This is a genomic window from Nocardia sp. CA-290969 (assembly GCF_050936135.1).
Lineage (GTDB): Bacteria > Actinomycetota > Actinomycetes > Mycobacteriales > Mycobacteriaceae > Nocardia.
Map to the genome: position 1 here is coordinate 6,041,285 of NZ_JBNJNJ010000001.1, position 26,699 is coordinate 6,067,983.

A 26,699-nucleotide genomic window follows, 5' to 3' on the forward strand; every position below is an offset into this window, starting at 1 on the left:
GCTCAGCCGCGCAGGTTTCCGGGGTAGAGGTACTGGTCCGGTGGTGGTGTGGTGCCGTGCAGCCAGGCATCGAAGAACCCGGTCAGATCGGCCGGTGATTTCGACTGCATGAAGGCGCGGAACTCCGGCATCGAAGCGTGCCCGTAGGCATGTGTGGCGACGAATTCCCGCAGTGCGCCGAAGAACACAGCGTCTCCGAGTTGCTTACGCAGAGCGTGCAGGAACAAGGGGCCGCGGTAGTAGACCGACGTGAACATCTTCTCCGGCCCCGGATCCTGCAGTGGCACCTCCCAGAACCGGGGTTTCGACAGCACCTTGCCGATCGTGTCCCGGTACTCGGCGTCCACATCGACGCCCTCCATCCGCTCCGGCCACAAATAGTCGGCGGTATAGCTGGCGAGGCATTCGTTGAGACAGATATCGGACCAGCTGTACACCGAAACCGAATCGCCCCACCACTGGTGTGCCACCTCGTGCACCACGGTATTCAGATCGGCCCAGTCGGCATAGATGGGCCGCGTCTGGGTTTCCAGGGAGAACGGCAGCGGCGCGGACAGGTAGATTCCGCCGCCGCTGTCGAACGGGTACGGGCCGTAGAGGCTTTCGTTGAAATCGAGGATCTCCGGCAACCGCTGCTCGTGTTCGCGCAGTTTCCCGGAGCCCGGAGCGAAAGCGCTCAGCAACGGCGTACCGTTCGCGCGGCGCTGCTCCAGATAGTCGAACCGGTCGATAGCGACGGTGGTGAGGTAACCGATCACGGGATGGTTCTGCTGCCAGCTGACGGTGCGGAAACCGTCGCGTACCTCGTCGCGTACCCGGGCTCCGCCGGAGACCACCTCCCATTCCGCGGGCACGGTCGCGTGCAGGGTGAAGGTGGCCTTGTCACGCGGGGAATCGTTGAGCGGATACCAGGTCGCGGCCGAATGCGGTTGTCCCGCCGCGAAAGCGCCGCCGGTCGGGGCGTAGGTCCAGCCTTCGCCCGCGGTATCGGCGGCGACACCGGCGTACTCGACGGTGACGGTGAACGGCAGTCCCGGCAACAGCGGCAAGGCCGGGGTGACCACCAGTTCGTGCGGTTCGTGCCAGGTGAAACCGGCGGGCAGATCGTTCACCCGCACCGTCCGCACCGCCGGACCGTTGTAATCCAGGTTGAACGAGGTGAGCGGCTGGGTGGCGTGCGCATCGATGCGCGTGGACCCGGTGAGCTGGTGACCGGCCGGGTCGTAACCCAGGGTGACCTCGTAGTGATCGACGTCGTAACCGCCGTTGCCGTCCTGCGGGAAATACGAATCGCCTAGACCGTCCGCGCCGGCCAAGGACGCGGACTGCGCCTGCGCCGGCGTCAGCGACAGGCTCGACAGCACCACCACCCCGGCGATGAGCCAGCGGGTGAGTCTCATGCGATTCCACCTTCCGTGGTCGGCGTGCGGATCACTGCGATGACCCCGACCGACGACGTTAGTCGCTCGCACTGCCCGATGGGCGCACCGGAAGGCCGGGCGCGCTGGGCTTTTTCGCCGGACCGCATCGGTGCCGGGGCAAGCCGGGAGCCGGCCGGGCCGGTCGAATTCGCCGCGACCTACTGGTCGCTCGCCCCGAACGCCGGGCCCAGCAGGTCATCGGCATCGGTGATCCGATAGGCGTACCCCTGTTCCGCCAGGAACCGCTGCCGGTGCGCGGCGTAATCCGCGTCCAGCGTGTCGCGGGCCACCACGGAATAGAAATGTGCCTGCCCGCCGTCGTGTTTCGGCCGCAGCAACCGGCCCAGCCGCTGGGCCTCTTCCTGGCGGGAGCCGAAGGTCCCCGAAACCTGCACGGCCACCGATGCTTCCGGCAGATCGATGGAGAAGTTGGCGACCTTGCTCACCACGAGTACGGGTACCTCGCCGCGGCGGAACGCGTCGAACAGCGCTTCGCGCTCCTTGTTCTTCGTGGAACCCTGGATCACCGGGGCGTCCAGCGCGGCACCCAGTTCGTCGAGTTGATCCAGGTAGGCGCCGATCACCAGGGTGGGGGCGTCGCGATGCCGGTCGAGGATGGATTTCACCACCGCGATCTTGGTGTGCGCGGTGGAGCACAGTTTGTAGCGCTCCTCCGGTTCGGCGGTGGCGTACGACATCCGCTCGGCATCGGTGAGTGTCACCCGCACCTCGATACATTCGGCGGGCGCGATCCACCCCTGCGCCTCGATATCCTTCCACGGCGCGTCGTAGCGCTTCGGCCCGATCAGCGAGAACACGTCCCCTTCGCGGCCGTCCTCGCGCACCAGGGTCGCGGTGAGGCCGAGCCGGCGGCGCGACTGCAGGTCCGCGGTCATCCGGAATACCGGGGCGGGCAGCAGATGCACTTCGTCGTAGATCACCAGCCCCCAGTCGCGGCTGTCGAACAGTTCGAGGTGTTTGTACTCGCCTTTCGATTTCCGGGTGATCACCTGGTAGGTGGCGATGGTGACCGGCCGGATCTCCTTGCGTTCGCCGGAGTACTCGCCGATCTCCTCCTCGGTGAGCGAGGTCTTCGCGAGCAGTTCGCGCCGCCACTGCCGGCCGGCGACGGTATTGGTCACCAGGATCAGGGTGGTGGCCTTGGCCCGCGCCATCGCGGCCGCGCCGACCATGGTCTTCCCGGCACCGCAGGGCAGTACCACCACTCCGGACCCGCCGGCCCAGAACGAATCGGCGGCCATCTCCTGGTAATCGCGCAGCTGCCAGCCGCCGGTGCCGTGATAGTCCAGATCGATCGGATGGGCCTCACCGTCGACGTACCCGGCCAGGTCCTCCGCGGGCCAGCCGATCTTGAGCAGCTGCTGTTTGATATGCCCGCGTTCGGACGGATGCACGAGCACCGTGTCGTCGTCGATCCGCTCGCCGAGCATGGGGGCGATCTTCTTGTGCCGGAGCACCTCGGCCAGCACGGCCGGATCCAGGCTCACCAGGGTGAGCCCGTGGGCGGGATGTTTGACCAGCTGCAACCGCCCGTAGCGGGCCATCGTATCGACGATATCGACCAGCAGCGGCTGCGGAACGGGGAAGCGGGAATTGCTGACCAGCGCATCCACCACCTGCTCCGCATCGTGGCCGGCGGCGCGGGCGTTCCACAGCGCCAGCGGAGTGATCCGGTAGGTGTGCACATGCTCGGGCGCCCGCTCCAGCTCGGCAAACGGGGCGATCGCCTGCCGCGCCACATCCGCGAGCTCGTGATCGACCTCCAGCAGCACTGTTTTATCGCTCTGCACGATCAGCGGCCCATCCGCCACGGGGCCCTCCTCACCTCGACTTCTGCCCATTGTCCCCGAAGCCACCGACAACGCCGGGGTGACGATGCGGACACACACCCGGGCAGCGCCCGGCGCCCGCGCCGCACGAGCGCCGGCAACGAGCGAAACCCCTGACTCGGGGGCCCACACCCGATGGCAGCGTACGCGCGGGTGGCCGGACCAGTGGCTGCCGACTGGACCGAGACACCGCCTCCGGTTCTCGGGAGTATCAGGAAATGATCGAACTCTCGGCGGCGGCCGGCGTCGCGGTGGCGGCGCTCGGGCTGGTACTCACCCCCGGTCCGAACATGATGTACCTGGTCTCGCGCACGATATCGCAGGGCCGCGGGGCGGGGTTGATCTCGCTGGGCGGGGTCGCCGCGGGTTTCGCGGTGTACCTGACAGCGGCCGCCACCGGGATCACGGCCGTGTTCGCACTGGTCCCCGAGCTGTACACGGCGCTGAAGATCGCCGGCGCCGGGTATCTGCTCTTCCTCGCCTGGCAGACGCTGCGGCCGGGCGCGACCTCGGTGTTCGCACCCGCGGCCCTCCCCCGCGACCGGCCCGGCCGGCTGTTCACCATGGGGTTGGTGACCAACCTCCTCAACCCGAAGATCGCGGTCATGTACCTGGCGTTGATCCCGCAGTTCGTCACCCCGGCGTCGGGTCCGGTCTGGCTGCAGAGCCTCTGCCTGGGGTCGGTGCAGATCGCGGTGGCCTTGGCCGTGAACGCCCTCATCGTGTGCACCGCCGGCACGGTGAGCCGTTTCCTGGCGGGCCGGCAGTTGTGGCTCCGGATACAGCGACTGCTGATGGGTACGGTGCTGGGCGCCATGGCGGCGCTGCTGCTCACCGACCGGAGCCGCCCGGTTCCCACATAAACCGGCTCACCGGCGGCCACGCGCCGATGGCCGGGCGTGACACCACCCCCGGCCTCCCACCGGTGAACCGCTCGCCGGGAGCCGGGCAGAGCGTCGCAGCGGTTACCGGGGTTGCCCGGCGACGAGCGGCCCGCCGCATCCGGTACGAGGGTGCTCCGCTTGCACCCGGCGTCGGAGTGGGCGACGGTCAGTTCTTGCGGATACCGGTGAGCTTGGCCGGGTTGGCGATATCGTAGGTGCCCCGGATCAGGCCGTCCACGACGGTGAAACCCATTACCCGCGAAGGGAACGCCGGATATCCGTCCTCGCTCGGCCGGCCCCGCAGCAGCGCCCCGAGCTGGCCGTTGACCCGGACGAACTCCACCCCGGTCGCCAGGAAATCGTCTTCGGGCCGATCCAGCCCGTAGCGGCGGAGGAGCCCGAGGAACAGGCGGGCCACCTTGTCCGGGCCGACGATCACATTGCGGGCGGTCGGTGTGGTGCCACCGGAATCGCCGATCATCACCGCCGCCGGGTGCAGCACCGCTGCCACCGCCCGGGCATCGCCGGTGTAGAGCGCTGCCAGCAGTTTCTGCACGGCCGCCTCGTGCTCCGCATCGGCCACGGGCTGCGGTGTCTGTTCCCGTACCGCCCTGCGGGCCCGCGCCGCCAGCTGCCGCGCCGCTTCCGCGGTGATCTCCAGGATCTCGGCGATCTCGCCGTAGGGCACTCCCAGGCCTTCGTGCAGTACGAAGGCGACCCGCTGCGGCGGGGTGAGCTGATCCAGCACCACCAGCGCCGCCAGCCGGAATTCCTGGCGCAGCACCACCTCGGCCAGCGGATCCGGAGTGCGCACGCCGGCCACCGGTGTCACGACCGGCTCCGGAAGCCACTGCCCCACATAGTTTTCCCGCCGGACCGCGGCGCTGCGCAACCGGTCCAGACACAACCGGGAGACCACCGTCGTGAGCCAGGCACGCAGATCCTCGATCTGGGACTGTGAAGCTCCGGCCAGCCGCAGCCAGCTCTCCTGCACCGCGTCCTCGGCATCGGAGACGCTGCCGGTCAGCCGGTAGGCGACCGCCAGCAGATGCCCGCGATGTGATTCGAACTGGTCGGCGAGAAGCGCGGCTACCACCGCCCGAATTGTACGGAGAGCCACCGACCCGCTCCGCGCCGCACCCTGGAAAAACAGATGCCTCGTCCACCGCCGCGATGCGACCATCGGCAGGTGGAGGAAAAGACGCTGACCGACGGCACGGTATGGCTCGACCGGCCGGACTCGTCCGATATCGACGCCATAGTCGATGCCTGCCAGGACCCGGCGATCACCGAATGGGTGACCGTCCCCTCGCCCTACGGCCGCGCCGACGCCGAGGAGTTCGTGGGGACCACGGTCGCCGACGGCTGGGAAGGCCGCAGCCCGGTGTGGGCAATCCGGCCGGCCGAGCGGGGTCGCCTGATCGGGACGATAGGCCTGGGAACCCGGCCCCGTGACGAAACCGCCGCCGAAATAGGTTTCTGGCTGGCTGCTGAGCACCGCAAACAGGGCCTCGTATCCCGAGCGGTATCGCTGGTCTGCGATTTCGGCTTCGACCCGGCCGGAATGGGCCTGATCCGAATCCAGTGGCGGGCTTTCGCCGGCAACCACGCCTCCGCGGCCGTCGCCCGGGGGAACGGTTTCCGCTACGAGGGTTCGGCCCGCCTCGGCGGCCTGCAACGCGGCATCCGGCGCGACTTCTGGGTGGCCGCCCGCCTGAACACAGACCCGCCCGGACCCGCGGACGGCTGGCCGGTGTCGATCGGCTGCCCCTAGATCCCTGCGTTCGGCCCGCGACACTCGCGGCTACGCCGTTGTCTCGCGGTCCGAACGCAGGGACGGGCGAAACCCCTCTGCGCACACTCGAGGTCGGGACGCTGCCGAGCACGTTCGGGCCCGAGTGGGCGCATCGGAACCGCTCCGCTCGCCGATATCTTCGGCTCGCGGCGTGGCGACCCCGGTTTCTGCTCAGCGATTCCGGCGGCGGGCGACCGCATCGGCCAAGATTTCCAGCTGGGCGGCGGTGGTCTCCCAGTCCATGCATGCGTCGGTGATCGACTGGCCATAGGTGAGCTCGTCGGATTTGCCCAGCGTCAGGTCCTGCCGGCCCTCGACGAGGAAGCTCTCCAGCATCACCCCGACCACGCCCGGTTCGCCCGCGGCCAGCCGTTCGGCGATATCGGCGACCACGATCGGCTGGCGTTTGTGGTCCTTCTTGCTGTTGCCGTGGCTGGCGTCGACCACGATCCGCTGCGGCAGGTTCGACTTCTCCAGCCGCGCGCACGCGTCGGCGACCGAGGCGGCGTCGTAGTTGGTTCCGTTGGATCCACCGCGCAGGATCACATGGCAGTCCTCGTTACCGGCGGTCTGGATGAGCGCGGAACGCCCGTCCAGATCGGTGCCGGGGAACACATGGCTGGCCGCGGCCGCGCGCACACCGTCCACCGCGACCTGTACGTCCCCGTCGGTGCCGTTCTTGATGCCCACCGGCATGGACAGCGCACTGCTGAGCTGCCGGTGCACCTGGCTGGCCGCGGTCCGCGCGCCGATCGCGCCGTAGGACACCAGGTCGGAGATGTACTGCGGGGTGATGGGGTCGAGGAATTCGCAGGCCACGGGCAGTCCCATGGCGGTGATATCGAGCAGCAGCTGCCGGCCGATGCCCAGCCCGGTGTTCACATCGAAACTGCCGTTGAGGTGGGGGTCGTTGATCAGACCCTTCCAGCCCAAGGTCGTACGCGGCTTCTCGAAATACACCCGCATCACCAGATGCAGCCGGTCGGCCAGGACCTCCTGCGCGGCGGCCAGCCGGCGGGCGTAGTCGAGGGCGGCCGCGGGGTCGTGCACCGAGCACGGGCCGACGATCACCATGAGGCGGTCGTCGGTGCCGTCGAGTACGCCGACGGTGGACCGGCGTCCGGCGCGCACGGTGGCGGCGTGTTCATCGGTGATCGCGTGCACCCGGCGTACTTCCGCGGGGGAACGCAGCGGGCTCACGCTGAGGGTTCGCTGATCGTCCAGATCGCAATGATCGGCATCTATATCGACTGCGATGGTCATCGTGGGTGGTGTCCTTCTCGTTCGGGCCGACCCACGGAAAGATTTTCACCGTCGAGCCGGTCGTCATCCGGCTCTGGGGAAACTGGTCAGCGCGCGTGGTTGCCGCAGACCGACCCACCCCGGGCCGGCTTGCTAAACCAGAAATACACGCGCTGCACGATTGATCAGGCTACCAGGCGGTGAACCGGGGATGTGAATCCGGGGCGGAATCGACCGAAGGAACGTGATGCTCAACACAATCCCGCCCCGGGCCCGGTTCAGAACTGGCCGGGTTCGTAGCTGCCCGCCGGAGTGTGGGCGATAGCGTTGAGCCGGTTCCAGGCGTTGATGGCGGCGATGGCCGCGATCAGGCCGGCGATCTGGTCGTCGTCGTAGTGTTTGCGCACCCGCTGCCAGGTCTCTTCGCTCACCCCGCCCCCGTCGGCGACCCGGGTGGCCGCCTCGGTGAGTTCGAGCGCGGCCCGCTCGGGCTCGGTGAACACGGTCGCCTCCCGCCAGGCGGCGACGAGGTTGATCCGGACCGGGGATTCCCCGGCGTGCGCGGCGTCCTTGGTGTGCATATCCACGCAGAACGAGCAGCCGTTGATCTGGCTCGCCCGGATCTTCACCAACTCGTGCACCTCGTGGGGCAGACCCGAATCGTCCACCACCTTGCCGGCGGTGACCAGGCGCTTGCCGAAGCTCGCGGTGACTTTGTTGGCGTACAGGTTGAAACGGGGTTCCATGGCGGAAGTCCTTTCGTTGCTGCGGTCTCGTGGTGTCGACGACGCGCGCACTCCAGGTGTGACATCCCGCGAAATACTTTCTTCGGCCGTGGCCGCAAGATCTGCGGCCCTAGCCGGTGAAGTCGTATTTCACCCCGGTCAGCCGTTCCGACAGATCCCAGAGGGAACGGGCCGTGAGCTGGTCTTTCGCCCGCTGGGAACAGCCGGACGGCCCCGGGTAGCCGCGGGATCCGCCCAGCCCGGTGGGCCCGTAGTAGCCCCCGGGTTCGACCGGTGCGGTGGCGGCGAACAGCTCCGGCAGCGCGCCCATCTCGGCGCTCTGCGCGGCCAGTTTGTTCCCGAGGGCCATGACCTTGTCCAGGATGGTTTCGGTATGCGATTGCAGGCCGGTCGCCGCGTAGCCCGGATGCGCCGCGACCGCGAGTTTCGCCGACCCGGCGGCAGCGAGCCGGCGCTGCAGTTCGAAACTGAACAGCAGATTCGCCAGTTTCGACTGCCCGTAGGCCGGCCAGCGCTTGTAGGGGCGGCGCTCCCAGTTCAGATCGTTCAGATCGATCGCGCCGACGGTGTGGGCCCCGCTGGAAACCGTGACGATTCGCTCGCTGATCTTGCCCAGCAGCAGACCCGTCAGGGCGAAATGCCCGAGATGGTTCGTGCCGATCTGCATTTCGAAGCCGTCGGCGGTGCGGCGCAACGGCACCGCCATCACGCCCGCGTTGTTGATCAGGACATCCGCGGCGTCCACGCCGGCCGCGAACTCACGGATCGACGACAGATCGGCGAGGTCCAGCCGCCGGACCTGCGCCCGCTCCCCGATCTCGTCCGCGACGGCCTGCCCCTTCTGCACATTCCGGCAGGCCAGGATCACCTGCGCGCCGGCGCCCGCCAGCGCCCGGGCGGCCACCGCGCCGAGACCGCTGTTGGCACCGGTGACGATTACGGTCCGGCCCTGCTGATCGGGGATGTCCCCGACGCCCCAACCACTCATGCGGCGAGTCTAATCCGGGTCGGCGCGGCGCACAGGGTGTGCGGCACCGGGGCCGCCGACGGCCGGTCCCGTCCCGGCGAGCACCGCCCGGACCTGCGCCGCCGTCGCGGACGCTTCCCAAAACTAGATAGGTTTGCCTAACCTATTGACGGACCAGAACGCGCCGCACACAACTTCGAGTCCCTTTTCCGATGAGGCATACCGTGACTTCCTCTGCCACCGGCACCCACCGCGACGGCTACGTCCCCTACCCCCCGGAGCTCGCCGCGGCCTACCGCGCCGCCGGTTACTGGACCGGTAGGACGCTCGGCGATCTACTGCGCGATACCGCCCGGCGGCTGCCCGGCCACCCGGCGCTGCTGGGCGACCGCCCGCTGACCTACGCCGAACTGGATGCCGAGGCCGATCGGATGGCCTACGGTTTCGGCGCGCTGGGGATCGCCGCCGGTGATCGGGTCGTGGTGCAACTGCCCAACACGCCCGAATTCGCCATCGTGCTGTTCGGGTTGCTGCGCGCGGGAGTCATCCCGGTCCTCACGCTGCCCGCCCACCGCCGCGCCGAAATCGAGCATCTGGCCGAGTTGTCCGGCGCCGTCGCCTATCTCATCGCCGACCGGCACGGCGACTTCGACTACCGGGAGCTGGCCGCGACCGTCCGCGCCGGCGTCGCATCGCTGCGCCACGTTCTGGTCCTCGGCGATCCGGGTCCGTTCACCGGCCTGATGTCGATCGCCCGGGACACCGGCTCCCTGCCGGCGCCCGACCCCGCGGATATCGCGCTCATGCTGGTCTCCGGCGGTACCACCGGCCTTCCGAAACTCATCGCCCGCACCCACGACGACTATGTCTACAACGCGACGGCCAGCGCGGAAGTCTGCGCGCTGGGCACCGATGACGTCTACTTGGCCGCGCTCCCGGCCGCACACAACTTCCCGCTGGCCTGCCCGGGAATTCTCGGCACGGTGGCGAACGGCGGCGCGCTGGCCTTCGTCGCCGATACCAGCCCGGAGAACGCGTTCGCGGCGATCGAGCGGTACGGCGTCACCGTCACCGCGCTGGTTCCGCCCCTGGCGCAGTTGTGGTCGGCGGCGGTCGACTGGGAGGACGCCGATATCTCCTCGCTGCGGCTGCTACAGGTGGGCGGTGCGAAACTCGCCGAAGTCAACGCGCGTGAAGTGGGCCCGGCGCTGAAAGTGACGCTGCAGCAGGTCTTCGGTATGGCCGAGGGGCTGCTCAATTTCACCCGCCTCGACGACGACCCGGAGCTCGTCTGCACCACCCAGGGCCGGCCCCTCTCCCCGGCCGACGAGATCCGCGTGGTCGACGAGAACGGCACCGACGTGCCCCCCGGCACCGTGGGCGAACTACTGACCCGCGGCCCGTACACCCTGCGCGGCTACTACCGTGCCCCGGAACACAATGCGCGCGCGTTCACCCCGGACGGCTTCTACCGCAGCGGCGATCTGGTGCGGCAGCTGCCCAGCGGGCATCTGGTGGTCTCGGGCCGCAGCAAAGATGTGATCAACCGGGGCGGGGAGAACGTCTCCTGCGACGAACTCGAGGAACATCTGCTCGCCCATCCGGCGGTGCGCCACGCCGCGGCGGTCGGCCTGCCGGACCCCGGGCTGGGCGAAAAGGTGTGCGCTGTCCTGGTGGTCACCGACACGATGCCGACACTGGCCGAGATCAAGGAATTCCTCGCCGCCCGCGGCCTGGCCACCTACAAGCTGCCCGATGTCCTCCGGCAGGCGGACGCGCTCCCGGTCACGGCGGTGGGCAAGATCGACAAGAAGACGCTGCGCGGCCGGGGCTGATCCGGCCGGCGGCCAGGCGCACCCCGCCGCGTCGAGCCGCTCCTGCGACCGGCAGGAGCGGCTCGACGCGGAGTGGATCAACCGTCAGGGCCGGCCCACCCCGCCGGTTTTCACGATGTAGGGCGCCACGCTGCGCAGCTTTTCGCAGGTTTCCTCGAATTCGCGCTCGGGCCGCGACTGCGCGACCACCCCCGCGCCCGCCCGCAACCACGCGCCCTGCCCGTTCTGATAGACCGCGCGCAACACCAGCGCCGCCTCCATGGCACCGGCCGGCGACACCCGCAGTACCGCACCGGAATACAGTCCGCGCGGCGAATCCAGGCGGAAGACCGCGTCCACGCCGGCCGGTTTCGGGATCCCCGAGGCGGTCACCGAGGGGAACACCGCCTCCAGCGCGTCCCAGGCGGTACGCCCGGCCGCCAGCCGGCCGCGGACGGTCGAAGCCAGGTGCTGGACACTGCCACGTTCCCGGACCGCCATGAAATCCGATACGGCGGTCGTCCCGGGTTCGGCGACCGCGGCGATCTCGGCGAAAGAGGTCTGCACCGAGATGGCATGCTCGGCGATTTCCTTCGGGTCGGTGGTCAGTTCCGCGCGGGCCGCGCGGTCGATATCGGCGCCCAGGCCGAACGCCCTTGTCCCGGCGAGCGGTTCGGTGCTGACGGTCCGGTCGTCGTCCACCGCGAGCACCAGCTCGGGACTGAACCCAGCAGCTTCCAGCCCGCCCAGGCACAAGGCGAACGAGCGCGCGGGAGTGTTGTGCGCCCGGCCCAGCCGGTAGGTGGCGGGGATATCCACCGCGAACGGCAACTCGACCCGCCGCGAGAGAATGACCTTCTGATACCGGCCCGCGGAGATCTCCGCCACGGCCTTTTCGACGCGCTCGCGGTATCCGGTGGTATCGAGGTCCACCTCCACCGGATACGGCCGCGGTAGCGGGTCGTCCCGCGAACCGGCGACGAGGTCGAGCAGGGTGGCGGTTTCGTCCGCGCCGGCGCCGGCGACCCACACCTGGCCCGATCGATCGATGCGCACCTCGATCCGGGGCAGCATGAGATGCGCCAGCACGGTCCGCGGTGGCAGGTATCCGGTGGCGCGCAGATTCCGGGCACAGAATTCGAAACCGACCCAGCCGTAGATATTACGGCCGGTCACCGGCATCCCGGCCAGCGCCTCGTCCAAGGTTCGCGCGGGGCTGCCGTGCCAATCCGTCGCGGTCACCGAACCCGCCGAGGCGATCCGCAGCTGGTCGGTATCCAGTTCGATCGTGGCCACCGGGTCCGCGGCGAAGACCCATTCCCCGCCGCCTTCGTAGATCACGTATTCGCCGAATCGTCGTTCGGCGGCCAAGCGCGACATCGCCGCCACGGGGTCGGTCACATATTCGACGCGTAAACGTTCGTCCGTGGTCGACAACGATCCTCCAAGGCTAACCGACCGAAACAGGAAGTAAGGTTAGCATTACCTCCATTTGATGTGGGGTGCTCGAGCGGCCGCCGCAAACCGCCCCCACACGGCGAGTGAGCCGTCCATAGTGGTGGCATGGAGTAGTTTCGAAGGTCCACCGCAGCGAGCCGGCGGCCGCTCCGGCACAGGAGTCGCACACAGCCGGTGGCAGGACGGCCACGAGCCCCCGATCGGACGCAGAGGATCCCCACACCATGATCGAGAACCTCGGTGGCGCACCGGCGCCGGCCGACGACCCACCGGAATCGGTGGTAGCGCTGGTGGATTCCGCCTCGAGAACCGAACGCGCACTGGTTGGCCGCTGGATCGCCGAGGGCGGCCTGGCCGCCGATCTCGGCGTGCACGCCCCGGTCACCCAGCTCGATCTCGATGCCGGCGCCGTAGCCGGCCGGCTCACCGGCCGCACCGACGACCCGCTGGTCGTCCCCGTGCGTGTGCTGTGGCTGCCACCCGAACGCGACGGCGTCCGGCGGGTGACCTTCGGCGATCTGGCGCTGCTCACCAACCCGCGCCGCCCCAACCGGCTCGCGCAGCGACGGCTGGTCTCCCGTTCCCCGGATCGCCATATCGTGCTCACCGGTGCCCCCGCCCGGCTCAGCGAGTTACGCGCCAACCATCCCGAGGCCGCGGCATTGCACCACACCGGCAGCACCGAACCCTTCGCGCGCGCCGTGGTCCGCGCGGCGGTGGTCGCGCTGGAACGCGCCGAACGCACCGTGATCGGCGACCGCTACAAGGTGCCCCGGCTGGTGGCCGAGGAAATCATGGATTCGCCGGATTTCCTGCGCCGGCTCGAACGGATCGCCGACGAGACCGGCACCGATCCGCAGGAAGTGGCCCGCCGCGCTGAGAAAGCATTGAACGAGCTGGTCGCCGCGCAGAGCCGGACCGTCTCGGATCTGTTCACCCAGGCCATGCGCCCGGTGCACGCCTCGACCTGGAACGTGGACTGTGACGAATCCGGCCTCGCCGCCCTCCGCGACCTCAACCGGCGCTATCCGCTGGTGTTCCTGCCGTCGCACCGCTCCTATGTGGACGCGTTCGTCCTCGGTGATGTGCTGGCGCGCAACGATTTCCCGCCCAACCATGTAGTCGGCGGGGCGAACCTGCGGTTCTGGCCGATGGGCCCGATCGCCCGGCGCACCGGCACCATCTTCATCCGGCGCAGTTTCGCCGGCGATCCGGTCTACCCGGCGGTGGTCGAGGAATATTTCGGCTACCTGCTGGCCCGCCGGTTCAATCTGGAGTGGTACTTCGAGGGCGGGCGCACCCGCACCGGAAAACTCCGCCCGCCCCGCTACGGGCTACTGAACTATCTGGCCGCAGCGGTACGCCGCGGCCGCGTCACCGATGCCTTACTGGTGCCGGTCTCCATCACCTACGAGCGGCTCAACGAACTCGGCGCCATCGCCGACGAACAGGTGGGCGGCCGGAAGAAACCCGAGGGTTTGGCCTGGCTGGCCCGCTACATCCGCAACCAGCAGCATTCGGCCGGTCACGTCTACGTCCGATTCGGCGATCCGCTCTCGGCACGCGACCGGCTGGCCACCCACGGCGACCCGCTCACCGAACCGCCGATCACGATTCCGCTGCACCGCACCGACGCCGGCGCCCCTCGGGCCGAGCTCGACACGCTGAGCGATCAGCTGGGCGAACGGGAACGCCGGGCGGTACAGCGGCTCGCCTTCGATGTGGCCGTGGGCATCAACGCGGTCACCCCGATCACCGCCAATGCCCTGGTCACCCTGGCGCTACTGGGTGTCCACGACCGCGCGCTGACGCGGGCCGAGGTGTGCGAGGTACTCAATCCGGTGCTGGACTACATCGAGAAACGCGATCTGCCCCGGGGCGAGATCGCGAAACTCCGGGACGAGCAGAGCCTGGCCGTCGTGCTGGAACAGCTGTCGCTGGCCAAGGTCGTCACGGTGTACCGGGGTGGCGTGGAGCCGGTGTACTCGATCGAACCGGGCGCTCATCTGGAGGCCGCGTTCTACCGCAACAGCGCGGTGCACTGGTTCGTCGACCGGGCCATCCTGGAACTGGCGATCCTGGCCGCGGTCGAAGCGGCACCCGACGAACCCGCCGCCGGCGCCATCGGACCGGATACCGATGCGCTGGATATCGGCTGGGCCGAAGCGTACCGGCTGCGGGATCTGCTGAAATTCGAATTCTTCTTCCCGGACCGCACCGAATTCGCCGACCGGATCACCGCGGAAATGCTGCTGGTCGACCCGGCGTGGCGGACGCGGCCCAGGAACACACTCGGTAGTGAAATCCTGACCGGACTCACCGATACCGGTTTCATGATGGCCCACCGCGTGTTGCGTTCGTTCTTCGACGCGCAATTGGTTGTCGCCGAACGGTTGGCCGCCCGAGAGCCGACCGCCGATATCGACCGGAAACAGTTCATCGCCGAATGCGTTTCGGTCGGCACGCAGATGCTGCTGCAGAAACGCCTGCACAGTACGGAATCGGTGTCCACCGAACTTTTCGGCAGCGCGCTCCAATTGGCCGCAAATCACGGGCTGGTCGAAGCTGCCGACCCCGGATCGGAGAAATCCGTGGCCGCGCTGGCCGACGCCCGGGCCGAGTTCGCCGAGCGGCTGCGCACGATCGGTATCCGCATATCGCGTGCCGCCGCACTCGACCCGTCCAACCGCACGGCGGGGCGCACCCGATGAGCACCCGTACCGCCGGCACCGGGAAGTCCGGGAACCCGGCCGGTGGCGATCCGGAGGCCCTGGTCACCGCGATACGTTCGGGACCACAGGGCGCGCGTATCGGCGCGATATTCGACCTGTCGGCGGTCGCGGACCTGCGCGCCCCGGCCGGCCGCCGGTTCCGCGGGCCCGATCGGGAACTGGTGAAAAGCCTGTCCGAACAGCTTCGCCGCGGCGGCGACAGTGCCGGTCCGGGGCTCACCGAACGACTCGTCGAACGAGCTGCCGGGCGAGCACCGGGGGAATTGGCCACCCTGGGGGAACAAGTATTCAAACGCGGCTGGTACGACAGGCTGTACCCGGAGATCTGGCGCCTGATCGCCGAGCATCTCGCGGCCGGGCACACCGTGGTGCTGACCGGCACCGCGACCGAAAGCCAGTTGCGTCCCGCGGCTACGGCGCTGGGGATCACCCATGTGCTCGGTGCCAGGCCCGAAGTGGCAGCGGGCCGGCTCACCGGGCGGGTCGACGGCAGCGTCCCCTACGGCCCCGACAAAGCCGCGGCCCTGACCGGTTTCGCCACCACGCACGATATCGATCTCGCCCACTCGTATCTCTACACCGGCGACGGTGCCGACGTCTCGCTGCTCACGGCGGTGGGAACGCCGGTACCGGTCGCCCCGGACGCGGCCCTCGCTGCCGCTGCGACCGACCGGGGGTGGGCCGCCCCCGCGGTCCACCCCCGGACCCCACCCGCTACCGGCGACTACCTGCGCACCGTCCTCGGCTTCGCGGCCCTCCTCGGCGGCGCGCTCTTCGGCATCCTGAGCAAAGCGCACACCCGCAATCGCCGGACGATGGCCGACGCGCTCATGCGCTACGGCACCCGCTGGCCGTTACGGCTGTGCGGAATCCGGTTGCGGATCACCGGTGCCGAATACGCGCGCAATCCACGACCAGCGGTTTTCCTGTTCAACCATCAGAGCCAGTTCGACGTTCTCATCGTTCCGGCCGTGCTCGGCGCGGGAGTGACGGGAGTCGGCAAGAAGGAACTGATCCGGCACCCGGTATTCGGGCCGTTGATGCGCTTCGTGGGGGTCACATTCATCGACCGCTCGAATACCGACCGCGCCAAGGCCTCGCTGGCGCCCGTGGTGCATACGCTGCGCGACGGGCTGTCGGTCGCGATCGCCCCGGAGGGCACCCGGTCCTATTCCCCGCAGCCGAGTCGCTTCAAGAAAGGGGCGTTCCATATCGCCGTGCAGGCGGGGGTACCGGTGATCCCGGTGGTGATCCGCAATGCCGCCGATATCGGCCGCCGCGACTCCATGATCGCGCGCCCCGGCACGGTCGACGTCGCGATACTGCCGCCGATCGAGATCACCGCCCGGACCCCCGCGGAACTGGATCGTGCGGTCGCCGCGGTCCGGCAGCGCTACCTGGACACGCTCCGGGACTGGCCCGCCGCAGACGGCTAGAGCGAACGCCCGAACAGCAACTTCCACGGCATCAGCGCGGATTCCAACTGAACCGCCAGGCTCATTTTGGAGGCGCCCAGCGTCCGTTCCTCGAACCGGATGGGGACCTCGGCGATACCGATACCCTGCTTCTTGGTCCGATAGTTCATCTCGACCTGGAACGAGTAGCCGTTGCTGCGGATCGTTTCGATCTCGATGGCCCGCAGGGTGGCTGCCTCCCAGGCCTTGAAGCCGGCGGTGGCGTCCTTGATCCCGAGCCGCAGGATGGCGTTGACATAGAAGTTCGCCCAGGCCGAGAGCGCCTTGCGGTACCACTTCCATTCCGCGGCGGTCGAGCCGCCGGGGACATAGCGGGAGCCGAGCACCACCCCGATACCCGGTCGCTTCAGTTCGTCCAGCATCGCGGGGATCACCTCGGCCGGATGGGACAGATCGGCGTCCATCTGGATCACCACGTCCGCGCCCTCGTCGAGCGCCCGGGTGATCCCGGCGATATACGCGCGCCCGAGGCCGTCCTTCTCCGTACGGTGCAGCACCGAGACGACGTTCGGCAGGTCCACCGCCAGTTTGTCGGCCACCTCGCCGGTACCGTCCGGAGAATTGTCGTCGACCACCAGCACGTGCAGATCGGGCACGGGCAGCGCAGTCAGCCGTTCCACCGCAACCGGCAGATTGTCCCGCTCGTTGTAGGTCGGCACAACAACGGTAACCCTCAAGGGTCGCCCTCCCTGGTCTCGCCCGGCAGCCGATCCATGGGCCGCGAGCGTCGCTACGTATTACCCGTGAACGGTAGCCCAACCGTGTACCCGCAGCTACAGCGCACCGGTCCTACCACCACCGGGCAGGCTCGCCCGGCGGATTTCCGTTCGGGGTCACAACCCTTCGCGGCCGGTGGTCAATGCCCCTCGCGCCAGGCCTGGTCCGCCGCGTCCTGCGCCGCGTTGCGCTGCCGCACGATCTCCAGGGCGCGCTCGGCGGTGGCGCGATCCGGGTAGGGACCCATCCGGTCGCGGAACCAGCACTGACGCCCGCGCTCGGCACGCTGATGCTTCAGACAGTAGTACCACCGTTCGGCCATGCCCCCAGCATCCCATCTCGCCGGGGTTCGGACGAACAAAACCCCCGGACCATCGAGGTTCGGGGGTTTTGATTGTGGCCAGGGCCGGGATCGAACCGGCGACCTTTCGCTTTTCAGGCGAACGCTCGTACCAACTGAGCTACCTGGCCGCAGGCACCCGGGACGAATGCCATCCGATGGATACCGGATGACTCCGGCATCCACTGGCGACCCTGACGGGACTCGAACCCGCGACCTCCGCCGTGACAGGGCGGCGCGCTAACCAACTGCGCCACAGGGCCTTGCTCTGTGCAACCTACTTTCGTAAGTCGTACCCCCTACGGGATTCGAACCCGCGCTACCGCCTTGAAAGGGCGGCGTCCTAGGCCGCTAGACGAAGGGGGCTCGTCCCGGATTTCTCCGGACCGGCTGTTCAACGGCTGTCCGTTGGGAGCTCGCATAGCTTATGTCAGGGTGCGCGTAATTCCCAAATCGGCTGGTCAGGTGGGCGAACCGAGTTCCTCCAGCTGCGCGTACGCGCGCCAGCCGTGTGCGGCGAACTTCTCCGTCCACTCCGGTGTGCAACTCGCCTGCACCACCACCTCCAGCGACTCCCGGAAGCGGGTCCGCAGATCCGGCCCGCCACTGTGCGCGTCGACGATGTAGCGCTGCCCGATGAGCGCGCCGGCCAGGGTCCGGGTGAAACGGTCGGGGTCGGTGTCCGGCCGCAGCTGCCCCTGGTCGATGGCACCGACGGCGAGTTTGCGGACGGCCGAGGAGAGCATCCGGCAGCCACCGTTGCTCTGCCGCCCGAAACCCGGATCGATCACCAACCGGAATTCCGCCTGCACGATGATGTCGTGTTCGAGGCGCAATGCCAGTTCGTCGAATACGCCGTGCAAAATATCGAGCGGTCCCAGTTCCACGCGAACGAGCCAGCGATCGATAGTGCGGTGGTATCGCTCTATGGCCGAATCGAGCACGGCCCGCGCCAGATCTTCTTTCGAATCGAAATGGAAGTACATGGCGCCTTTGGTCGCTCGCGACCCTTCCAAAATGCGGTTGAGCGAAGCCGCGGCATAGCCGCTCTTCCCGAACTCAACGGCGGCGGACCGGATAATTGCTGCCCGTGTCCGGCGGGCCCGCTCTTGCTGCCGTGCCATGCTCGAAACGCCTCCGAAGCCTTGTGCATCCGCCGGAGTTTCCACCTGCGGAATGCCCGCGACCGATCAGCTGCTGCGGACGAGCGGGCCGATGTCGCGAACGTATCCTGTTGTATCCGACCTAAAGTCGGTTTATTGACCTGTATCGAACTTTTGGTACGAAACCCAGACCGAGGGAGAAACACACCGGCTGGTATAATTTGAACGCCCGGGTGCGCCGCAGGGGGTGCGCATCCGGGCAACTCCGTTGCGCTGTAGCTCGTCCCCGATCCGCCTCCCGCAGCGTCGACCCAAGTGACACCCCGAATTCGCTGAATAGCCACGCTACTCGGATTCGGGTACCGACACGCGGCAAATGGATAGAGCGGGCTATCATTTCGTGACTCGGATTTCGCGAACACAACGCGACTCCCCGAGCGGCGAACGAACGAGCGAATCACCCCGGCCACCGGAAGATCGCCCGCACAGGCGGGTTTCGCACCGGAGTTCAGCCGGTCACCTCGACCGCCGGTCGTATACCGTCTCGCCCGCGAGCGCCGACAGGTCGCCGACACTCCGGGAAATACGTCCCGGAACCCCACTTCAGCGAGAACTCTGCCTTTACCGATCCAAAGGCATTGGTATCCAACATATTTGGATCGTATCGTGCTACCCGTTGTATCAACAATGCCGGAGGTACCGTAATTCGATACCCATGGGTATGGTTTTTCCCGGCCACGCCCTCGGGATCCGGCGGCGGAACCGCACGACCTCCCCCGACACAACCCCGCAATCGCTACCACCGGGACACACCGCACCGGCCGCCGCGCGCCCCGAGTGACACAAAGCACCAGCGTAACCACCCGATTACGCCCTCGGGGCGCCTTTTCAGTACACTTGCGCCCGCGCCCCTATAGCTCAGTTGGTAGAGCTACGGACTTTTAATCCGCAGGTCCCAGGTTCGAGCCCTGGTGGGGGCACCTCCGGGCTCCCGGCCACCGGCCGGGAGCCCGCTCTCGTTCCGGAGTCACCGGCGCCGGGCGAGACCGTACCGAGAGCTTTCTCACCCCTGTGAAATGGACCAGGCTTGCCGCACGCCCGCTGTGAACCGAAATCGAGGGCGCGGCACTCGGCCGGCCCGGCCGAATTTTCCGGCCCGGCTTCCCACCGCCAGGAAACTCCGCCGTGAGCAGGGCTTCGGTTGCGTCGCCGAACCGGGTCCGGCATGCCTGCCCACCGCCTGTTGTGCTGTTTCCCACCCCGGCTAACGCCATCGTCAGGGGTATCGATATGCCCATAACCGAGTTTCGGGTCATACACTCGCTGTGACGGCCGGTGGCAGGAAGGTGCGCGCACCGTGCGCTTTTTTGTCCGCCGGATGCGTTTCGCATCACACCTACGGTGCCGTAAGGTATGGCCGCATCGGCAACGGTCGACATCAGGTGACCCGCACGAACGCAACATATGAAGGGCTTGATCACATGGCAAGGGATCTGACTCAACTCGAGCTGCTCACAGAGTTGGAGCCGGTTGCCGAGCAGAACGTCAACCGGCACCTCTCCTTGGCAAAAGAGTGGCATCCGCACGACTACGTCCCGTGGGACGAGGGTCGCAACTTCGCCGCGCTCGGTGGCGTGGACTGGGACCCGGAGCAATCCAAGCTCAGCGAGGTCGCCAAGGCGGCCATGATCACCAACCTGCTGACCGAGGACAACCTACCCTCCTACCATCGCGAAATCGCCGAGAATTTTTCGCAGGACGGCGCGTGGGGCACCTGGGTCGGACGCTGGACCGCCGAGGAGAACCGCCACGGCATCGTCATGCGTGATTATCTGGTGGTCACCCGTGGCGTCGATCCGGTCGCGCTGGAACAGGCCCGGATGGTCCATATGACCAACGGCTTCGCCTCCCCCGCCGAAGCCGACGCCGGCTTCCTGCACTCGGTCGCCTACGTGACCTTCCAGGAATTGGCCACCCGCGTTTCCCACCGCAATACCGGCAAGGTGTGCGACGACGCCATCGCCGACCGGATGCTGCAGCGCATCGCGGCCGACGAGAACCTGCACATGATCTTCTACCGCAATATGTGCGGCGCGGCCCTGGACCTGTGCCCCGACCAGGCGCTCGACGCGATCACCCTGATCCTGGAGAACTTCCAGATGCCCGGTGCGGGTATGCCCAACTTCCGGCGCAACGGCGTCCTGATGGCCAAGCACGGAATCTACGATCTGCGCCAGCATCTCGAAGAGGTCGTCCAGCCGGTGCTCAAGAAGTGGAACATCTTCGGCCGTACCGACTTCACCGCCCGCGGTGAGGAGACCCGGGAACGACTGGGAAACTTCCTGGACAAGCTGTCCCAGGATGTCGTGAAGTTCGAGGAGCAGCGCGATCGCATGCTCGCCCGCGAAGCCGCCAAGCGCGAGAAGGCGCTCGCCACCTCCGCGGCCGGCTGAGGCCCCGAACAAAAAGCGTCACACGAAACCGCCGGCCGAACGCCGGCGGTTTCGCTGTATATCTCTCAGTTGGTGGGAAGGGCGCCGTCCACGCCGCCGACGTCGGTGATCTGCCAGCCGTCGTTCTCGTCGAGCGTCACCGTGTAGGTGACCGTCGTCTGTGTTCCGTCCGGGTTCTGCGCGTTGGTCGAGGTGACGTCGACGAAAACGTTCACCTTGTACACGCCGTCCTGCTCCGAGACGACCTTCGCGGCGATGGGGGTCGCCGTCGAGGTCCATTGCAGCGGGACCAGGATCTGCTCCAGTTTGGGCGCGGTTTCGTCGAACTTCCCGGACAGCTGTGGAGTGGTATTCGTTTTCAGCGCGGTGACCCACGCATCGAGATCCTTGAAGTTCACCGTCGCGGCGCCGACCGCGTAGTCGGTGGCCAGTTGTTCGGCGTGGCGGTCGTCGGCGACCTTTTCGTCGCGGTCGGCCAGGTCACCGCGGGCGATGAAGTACAGGACGGCGAAAACGATCGCCGCCACGGCGAGCACCGCGATCAGCGCACCCCGCACCAGGCTGGATACCTGGATCGACACCGTGCCCGGCCGATCGGCGGGGGCCGGTGTCTTCGCGGCGGCCTTGTCCTGGGAAACGGATTTCCCGGCTGCGCTGCCCTCCGGAGTACCGGTGGGATCTTCGGTCTGGTCGGCCATGGTGCTGTCGTCCTCTTTCGTTTACCCCCGATTGACTCGATCTTCGCCCCGCCACCGGCGTTGCGGTTCGCGGCCGAAGGTGCGGCCGGTTGTCGCATCCGCCGTGGTTACCGGCCCGGGTAAGGGCCGTGCACTCCAGCGATCCGCTACCGCAGAGGCTAGTGGTGGCCGGCGGACCCGGCCGCCGGCACCCACACCGAGAGCCGGACAGATCACAGTGCGGCCGGTCGCGTCCCATCTCTCGGTGTGTCGATCGCCCGTGGTGAGACACCCGATAGTGACCCGGCGCGCGGCAGCAGGGAAAGTGGGACATCGTGCAGGCAGAGTTGGAACAGGAGACAGGTTTGCGGATCGGCCCCTACCCGGTGGATCCGCCCGTGGTGCTCGCCCCGATGGCGGGGATCACCAACCTGGCGTTCCGGAAACTGTGCCGGGAGTTCGGCAGCCCCACGGCGATCTATGTATGCGAGATGATCACCGCCCGCGCCGTCGTGGAGCGTAACGAGAAAACGCTGCACATGATGTCGTTCGACCAGGGCGAATCGCCCCGGTCCATGCAGTTGTACGGGGTCGACCCGGCCACGCTCGGCGAGGCGGTGCGCATCATCGTCGGTGAAGGCTGGGCCGACCATATCGATATGAACCTGGGCTGCCCCGTCCCGAAGGTGACCCGGCTCGGCGGCGGCGCCGCGCTACCGTACAAACGAAATCTTTTCGCCGCGATCGTCCGGGAGATGGTGCGGGCCGCCGAACCGGCCGGGGTGCCGGTGACCATGAAGTTCCGCATCGGGATCGACGACGAGCACCAGACCTTCCTCGACACCGGCCGCATCGCCGAGGCCGAGGGTGCCGCGGCCGTCTCGCTGCACGCCCGCACGGCAGCTCAGCGTTACTCCGGAACAGCCGATTGGTCGGCCATCGCGCGGCTGAAAGAAGCGGTCACCACCATCCCTGTGCTGGGCAACGGGGATATCTTCACCGCCGGTGACGCCGTCGCGATGATGGCGCAGACGGGCTGCGACGGAGTCGTGGTGGGTCGCGGCTGCCTGGGCCGGCCCTGGTTGTTCGCGGAACTGAGCGCCGCGCTGCGCGGCGAACCGGCACCCACCCCACCGGCGCTGGGCGAAGTGGGCAAGATCCTCGCCCGGCACGCCGGCCTGCTCGCCGAACATCACGGCGAGGAGAAAGGCATGCGCGACCTGCGCAAACATATGGCGTGGTACTTCATGGGCTTCCCGCTGGGCGCCGAGTTGCGGCGCAGTTTCGCCACGGTCTCCTCGCTCGCCGAACTCGACGGTCTCATCGCCCAGCTCGACCCGGGCGTTCCCTTCCCCAAGGACGCCGAAGGGCCACGCGGCCGGCAGGGCTCGCCCGGAAAGGTCGCGCTGCCGCACGGCTGGCTCGACGATCCGGACGACCGCACCGTCCCGGCCGCGGCCGATGTGATGCACAGCGGCGGGTGAGGTATACGACACGCCGTGACACGCCGAAGCGGGTTATAGCCGCAAGCACCGGCCGGCGCGTGGAAACATAGCGCCAGGCAACCTTCCAGCATCACCCTCGCCTCCCACCCGCTCGAAATGTCCGAGTGGCCCTCAGTGGCGAAATCGTTATCATTGCGGAATCCCGTCACAGCCTTTCGAGCACGGCTGTGACGGCAGCGAGTTGCGAAAGAGCGAGGTTCATTGGTGGGTGACGATCGGAACGGGCGTTCACCACGGCCCGGAGGTCGCGCACCGTGGGAGCGGTATCCCGCGGCAGAGCCCCCCGAAATGGACGACGCGCGAGGGGCACGGCGGCAACGGCAACCCGAGCCGCCCGCGAACCAGGCACCACTGACGGTGCAGGATCTGGTCGACCGGGTGGACAGCGAACGGACCACCCGGCGGCGAGGCGGGGAGACGGGCAGACATGCGTCGCCGGCCGGTCCGGCGCAACCGCCGCCGGACCGGGCCACCCGGCCCCCGGCACCGCCACGGCAGGGCGCCGACCAGCGGCCCCGGACGGAATCCCACAGCCCCGCAGCGCCACCTCCCCCGGACCGGCCGGCCCGGCCCGCCGCCGGACCCGGCCGGCCTCCCGCCGGACCCCCGCGCCCGGACCGGCCCGGTCCGCATCCGACAGGCGCGACCCCGGCCCAGGCCGGCCCACCACAACGACCCGCCGCACCCGCCGGGCCCGCGCCCCGTCGGCCCGATCAGCCCCAGCCGACTTCCCGGTCGCAACCGGCCGTACCGCCTACCCGCCGCCCGGAAGCCGGCCCGGCCGGCCCCCAGCGTCCGCCCGCTCGGCCCGCAGAAGCCGGTGCCGAGGTTCCGCCCGGCCGCGGCCCGGCCCGGCCGGGCACGGAGAGCCGGGCCGCCGTCGCGCCGCCCCCGGCCAAACCGCCCCGGGACGGGGCCCACAACCGGCCACCCACGGCCGCCCGGCCCGTCCCACCACCGGCCGGCGATCCGCAGCCCACCACCGAGGTACCGCAGCCGCACGAGGCGCACAGCGGCCCGCGACCGGATGGAGACCCGAGCCCGAAGCGCACCCGGCAATCGCGCAGCACACTGCGGCGCGGCGGTAAGGGCACCGCGCCCGGAGCGGTCGACGAGAACGTCACCGATGTGCTGCCGCCCCTCGACGAATCCGGCGCGGGTGGCGCCCGGCGCGGCCGGACCGACACCGCGGGCTGGCCCACCGCAGAACCGGCCGAGCCCGAGACGGTCGGCAAACCGAAACGGCGGTCGACCGCGCGATCGCGGCGCGAGAAGCGGATACGGATAGCGGTCCGCGCCGGGGTCGCATTCCTCTCGGTGCTGGCACTGCTCATCACCGGCGGCGGCTGGAGCTACCTGCGCGCCACGGGCAACAGCCTCAACCAGGTCTCCGCGCTCGCCGAGAACGAAGACGATGTCATCGACGCCCAGGCCCAGCTCGGCGATGAGAACTACCTGATCGTCGGCACCGACACCCGAGCCGGGGTCAACGGCGACATCGGCGCCGGAACCGTCGAAGACGCCGAAGGCGCGCGCGCGGACACCACGATGCTGGTGCATATTCCGAAGAACCGACAGCGCGTGGTTGTCGTATCCTTCCCGCGCGATCTCGATGTCACTCGTCCCGAATGCAAGCGCTGGGACAACGAGAAGAGCGCCTACACCGACGAAGTCTACGAATCCGCCATGAGCGGCAAGCTCAATGCCGTGTACGCGGTGGGTGGCCCGCGCTGCCTGCTCTCGACCATCCAGCGGTTGACGGGTAGCACGATCAACCATTTCATCGGGATCGACTTCGCGGGATTCGAGCAAATGGTGAACCAGGTCAACGGCGTCGAGGTATGCGTGAGCAAACCCCTCGAGGACGGCATGCTGGGGACGATCATCCCGGAGGCCGGCCGGCACCGGATCGACGGGGCGACCGCGCTCAACTACGTGCGTGCCCGGCACGTCTACGGGGAAGAACGCAGCGACTACGACCGGATCAACCGGCAGCAGAAGTTCCTCGCCTCGCTGCTGCGCGGCGCACTGTCGAGCAAGGTCCTGCTGGATCCGGGCAAGCTGAACGGGTTCATCCAGGCGTTCGGCAATGCCACCTTCGTCGACGGTGTCGAACCCAACGATCTGCTGATGCTGGGCCGCTCGCTACAGGACCTCGAATCCGGCGCGGTGACCTTCCTGACCGTCCCCACCGCCGGCACCACCTCCGACGGCAACGAGATCCCCCGCACCGCCGATATCCAGGCGATCTTCCAGGCGATCCGGGATGATCAGCCCCTGCCCGGCGAGAAAACCGCCCCGGCACCGCCGCCGACCTCCCAGGCCCCGGTGCCGCCGTCACTCACCGCTGTGGACCCGAGCGTCCTCTCGCTGCAGGTCTCCAATGGTTCGGGAATCGCGGGACTGGCCAATACGACCGCCAGCGAGCTCGCCAATGTGGGTTTCAACATTTACAACGTCGGCAACTACACCGAGGGCAACGCGACCGAAACCAAGGTCCGTTACTCCGCCGGGCACGAGGCCGAGGCGGCCACGGTGGCGAGCGCGATCCCCGGGGCGGCCATCGAGGCCGACGAATCGCTGGGCAGCATTGTCGAGCTCGTGCTCGGGGAGGACTACCAGCAGGTGGTCAACGAACCGACCCCGGTCGGCAATCCGATCACCGATGTGCCTGCGGCCACGACCGGGCCGGTCGAACTACCTTCCGACCTGGAGCATGTGAACGCCGCGGACGATCCCTGCGCGGTGCAGTGACCGGTCGGCGGAAAGACCGCCGACCGGGTTATTCACCCTTTGTTGGTGACGTGGACAGTGGGGCGAACTAGTCTTCTGTTTCATGCGTGTCATCTACAACGAGCAAATGGCCGATCTCGCCCACCTGCTGGGCGATATGGCCGGGCTTGCCGGTTCGGCCATGGATCGCGCCACGCAGGCTCTGCTCCAGGCCGACCTGCCGCTGGCCGAGCAGGTCATCAGCGAGGGTGATCGGATCGCCGAGATGATCGCCGACGCGGAGGAGAAGTCCTTCGCGCTGCTCGCGCTGCAAGCCCCCGTCGCCGGCGATCTCCGGCAGGTGGTCAGTGCGATCCAGATCGTCAACGACGTCAACCGGATGGGCACCCTCGCCCTGCACGTGGCCAAGGTCGCCCGTCGCCGCCACCCCAACCACGCCCTCCCCGAGGCGGTCAACGGCTACTTCGCCGAGATGGGCCGGATCGCGGTCAGTATGGGTCAGGGCGCCAAAGAGGTCCTCGACAGCCGCGACCCCGAACGCGCGGCCCAGCTCAACCAGGACGACGAGGCGATGGACGATCTGCATCGCCACCTGTTCACCCTGCTGATGGACCGCGAATGGAAGTACGGGGTGGCGGCCGCGGTCGACGTCACCCTGCTCGGCCGCTACTACGAGCGTTTCGCCGACCACGCCGTGGAGATCGGCCGCCGGGTGATCTTCCTCGTCACCGGCGAACTCCCCGGCGACACCGACAGCGACAGCTGAACCCCCGCTCGCACACGCGAC

General features: G+C 68.2%; 20 protein-coding genes and 4 tRNA genes. 10 read left to right on the forward strand and 14 right to left on the reverse strand.

The features are described from left to right. Positions 1-2: 2 nt before the first annotated feature. Positions 3-1,400 (reverse strand): M1 family metallopeptidase, encoded by a 1,398-nt coding sequence (locus ACQEVO_RS27430; RefSeq protein WP_432918949.1) that lies wholly within the window; start codon positions 1,398-1,400, stop codon positions 3-5. A gap of 179 nt (positions 1,401-1,579) precedes the next feature. After that, complete coding sequence (locus ACQEVO_RS27435) at positions 1,580-3,253, reverse strand: DNA repair helicase XPB (protein WP_432918952.1); 1,674 nt, start codon at positions 3,251-3,253, stop codon at positions 1,580-1,582. Between the two features lie 236 nt (positions 3,254-3,489). Between ACQEVO_RS27435 and ACQEVO_RS27440 the strand changes: the two genes are divergently transcribed. Continuing rightward, a complete protein-coding gene (locus ACQEVO_RS27440; protein WP_432918955.1) occupies positions 3,490-4,134 on the forward strand; it encodes a LysE family translocator in 645 nt (214 codons plus the stop codon). A gap of 187 nt (positions 4,135-4,321) precedes the next feature. Here ACQEVO_RS27440 and sigJ read toward each other — a convergent pair whose 3' ends face one another. Further along, positions 4,322-5,251, reverse strand: coding sequence for an RNA polymerase sigma factor SigJ (gene sigJ, locus ACQEVO_RS27445; protein WP_432918958.1), 930 nt, complete (start codon positions 5,249-5,251; stop codon positions 4,322-4,324). A 93-nt stretch (positions 5,252-5,344) separates the two neighbouring features. Here sigJ and ACQEVO_RS27450 point away from each other — a divergent pair, with 93 nt between their 5' ends. After that, positions 5,345-5,929: a GNAT family N-acetyltransferase gene (locus ACQEVO_RS27450; RefSeq protein WP_432918961.1), complete on the forward strand. Its 585-nt coding sequence runs from the start codon at positions 5,345-5,347 to the stop codon at positions 5,927-5,929. A gap of 192 nt (positions 5,930-6,121) precedes the next feature. Here ACQEVO_RS27450 and ACQEVO_RS27455 read toward each other — a convergent pair whose 3' ends face one another. The 3 genes from ACQEVO_RS27455 to ACQEVO_RS27465 all read right to left on the reverse strand — a co-directional run bounded on the left by ACQEVO_RS27455 (position 6,122) and on the right by ACQEVO_RS27465 (position 8,926). Further along, the gene (locus ACQEVO_RS27455; protein WP_432918964.1) at positions 6,122-7,213 is read right to left on the reverse strand and encodes a 3-deoxy-7-phosphoheptulonate synthase; all 1,092 of its coding nucleotides are present in this window, start codon (positions 7,211-7,213) and stop codon (positions 6,122-6,124) included. A 257-nt stretch (positions 7,214-7,470) separates the two neighbouring features. Then, the gene (locus ACQEVO_RS27460; RefSeq protein ID WP_432918967.1) at positions 7,471-7,938 is read right to left on the reverse strand and encodes a carboxymuconolactone decarboxylase family protein; all 468 of its coding nucleotides are present in this window, start codon (positions 7,936-7,938) and stop codon (positions 7,471-7,473) included. Between the two features lie 109 nt (positions 7,939-8,047). Continuing rightward, positions 8,048-8,926 (reverse strand): oxidoreductase, encoded by an 879-nt coding sequence (locus tag ACQEVO_RS27465; RefSeq protein ID WP_432918970.1) that lies wholly within the window; start codon positions 8,924-8,926, stop codon positions 8,048-8,050. Between the two features lie 191 nt (positions 8,927-9,117). On the opposite strand from ACQEVO_RS27465, the gene ACQEVO_RS27470 reads away from it, so the two are divergent. After that, entirely contained in the window at positions 9,118-10,740 is a 1,623-nt protein-coding gene (locus tag ACQEVO_RS27470) for a (2,3-dihydroxybenzoyl)adenylate synthase (protein WP_432918973.1), read from the forward strand. A gap of 84 nt (positions 10,741-10,824) precedes the next feature. Here ACQEVO_RS27470 and ACQEVO_RS27475 read toward each other — a convergent pair whose 3' ends face one another. After that, entirely contained in the window at positions 10,825-12,156 is a 1,332-nt protein-coding gene (locus tag ACQEVO_RS27475; RefSeq protein WP_432918976.1) for a salicylate synthase, read from the reverse strand. 245 nt (positions 12,157-12,401) lie between these two features. Between ACQEVO_RS27475 and ACQEVO_RS27480 the strand changes: the two genes are divergently transcribed. Continuing rightward, on the forward strand, positions 12,402-14,888 hold the full coding sequence (locus ACQEVO_RS27480; RefSeq protein ID WP_432918978.1) for a glycerol-3-phosphate 1-O-acyltransferase: 2,487 nt from the start codon (positions 12,402-12,404) through the stop codon (positions 14,886-14,888). Then, positions 14,885-16,345 (forward strand): 1-acylglycerol-3-phosphate O-acyltransferase, encoded by a 1,461-nt coding sequence (locus tag ACQEVO_RS27485; protein WP_432918981.1) that lies wholly within the window; start codon positions 14,885-14,887, stop codon positions 16,343-16,345. The genes ACQEVO_RS27480 and ACQEVO_RS27485 overlap by 4 nt, the downstream gene beginning before the upstream one ends. Here the strand turns inward: ACQEVO_RS27485 and ACQEVO_RS27490 are convergent. From ACQEVO_RS27490 to ACQEVO_RS27515, 6 genes are all read right to left on the reverse strand, one after another. Beyond that, on the reverse strand, positions 16,342-17,061 hold the full coding sequence (locus tag ACQEVO_RS27490) for a polyprenol monophosphomannose synthase (protein WP_432918984.1): 720 nt from the start codon (positions 17,059-17,061) through the stop codon (positions 16,342-16,344). The genes ACQEVO_RS27485 and ACQEVO_RS27490 overlap by 4 nt on opposite strands. Positions 17,062-17,240: 179 nt before the next feature. Continuing rightward, positions 17,241-17,423: an SPOR domain-containing protein gene (locus ACQEVO_RS27495; RefSeq protein ID WP_432918987.1), complete on the reverse strand. Its 183-nt coding sequence runs from the start codon at positions 17,421-17,423 to the stop codon at positions 17,241-17,243. 75 nt (positions 17,424-17,498) lie between these two features. Next, positions 17,499-17,572 (reverse strand) — tRNA-Phe (locus ACQEVO_RS27500). A 55-nt stretch (positions 17,573-17,627) separates the two neighbouring features. Then, positions 17,628-17,704: transfer RNA gene (locus tag ACQEVO_RS27505), tRNA-Asp, on the reverse strand. Positions 17,705-17,734: 30 nt separating this feature from the next. Continuing rightward, positions 17,735-17,807 (reverse strand) — tRNA-Glu (locus ACQEVO_RS27510). Positions 17,808-17,902: 95 nt separating this feature from the next. Further along, positions 17,903-18,565: a TetR family transcriptional regulator gene (locus ACQEVO_RS27515; protein WP_432918990.1), complete on the reverse strand. Its 663-nt coding sequence runs from the start codon at positions 18,563-18,565 to the stop codon at positions 17,903-17,905. 886 nt (positions 18,566-19,451) lie between these two features. On the opposite strand from ACQEVO_RS27515, the gene ACQEVO_RS27520 reads away from it, so the two are divergent. Then, positions 19,452-19,524 (forward strand) — tRNA-Lys (locus ACQEVO_RS27520). A 501-nt stretch (positions 19,525-20,025) separates the two neighbouring features. After that, positions 20,026-20,997: an acyl-ACP desaturase gene (locus ACQEVO_RS27525; RefSeq protein ID WP_432918993.1), complete on the forward strand. Its 972-nt coding sequence runs from the start codon at positions 20,026-20,028 to the stop codon at positions 20,995-20,997. 65 nt (positions 20,998-21,062) lie between these two features. On the opposite strand, the gene ACQEVO_RS27530 is transcribed toward ACQEVO_RS27525, so the two are convergent. Further along, positions 21,063-21,695 carry a hypothetical protein gene (locus ACQEVO_RS27530; RefSeq protein WP_432918997.1) on the reverse strand — a complete coding sequence of 211 codons (633 nt, stop codon included), beginning with the start codon at positions 21,693-21,695 and terminating at the stop codon, positions 21,063-21,065. A 314-nt stretch (positions 21,696-22,009) separates the two neighbouring features. Here ACQEVO_RS27530 and dusB point away from each other — a divergent pair, with 314 nt between their 5' ends. From dusB to phoU, 3 genes are all read left to right on the forward strand, one after another. After that, positions 22,010-23,158, forward strand: a complete 1,149-nt coding sequence (dusB, locus tag ACQEVO_RS27535) for a tRNA dihydrouridine synthase DusB (protein WP_432919000.1) — start codon at positions 22,010-22,012, stop codon at positions 23,156-23,158. Positions 23,159-23,467: 309 nt separating this feature from the next. Then, a complete protein-coding gene (locus ACQEVO_RS27540; protein ID WP_432919003.1) occupies positions 23,468-25,933 on the forward strand; it encodes an LCP family protein in 2,466 nt (821 codons plus the stop codon). 82 nt (positions 25,934-26,015) lie between these two features. After that, positions 26,016-26,678: a phosphate signaling complex protein PhoU gene (phoU, locus tag ACQEVO_RS27545; RefSeq protein ID WP_432919006.1), complete on the forward strand. Its 663-nt coding sequence runs from the start codon at positions 26,016-26,018 to the stop codon at positions 26,676-26,678. Positions 26,679-26,699 lie beyond the last annotated feature (21 nt).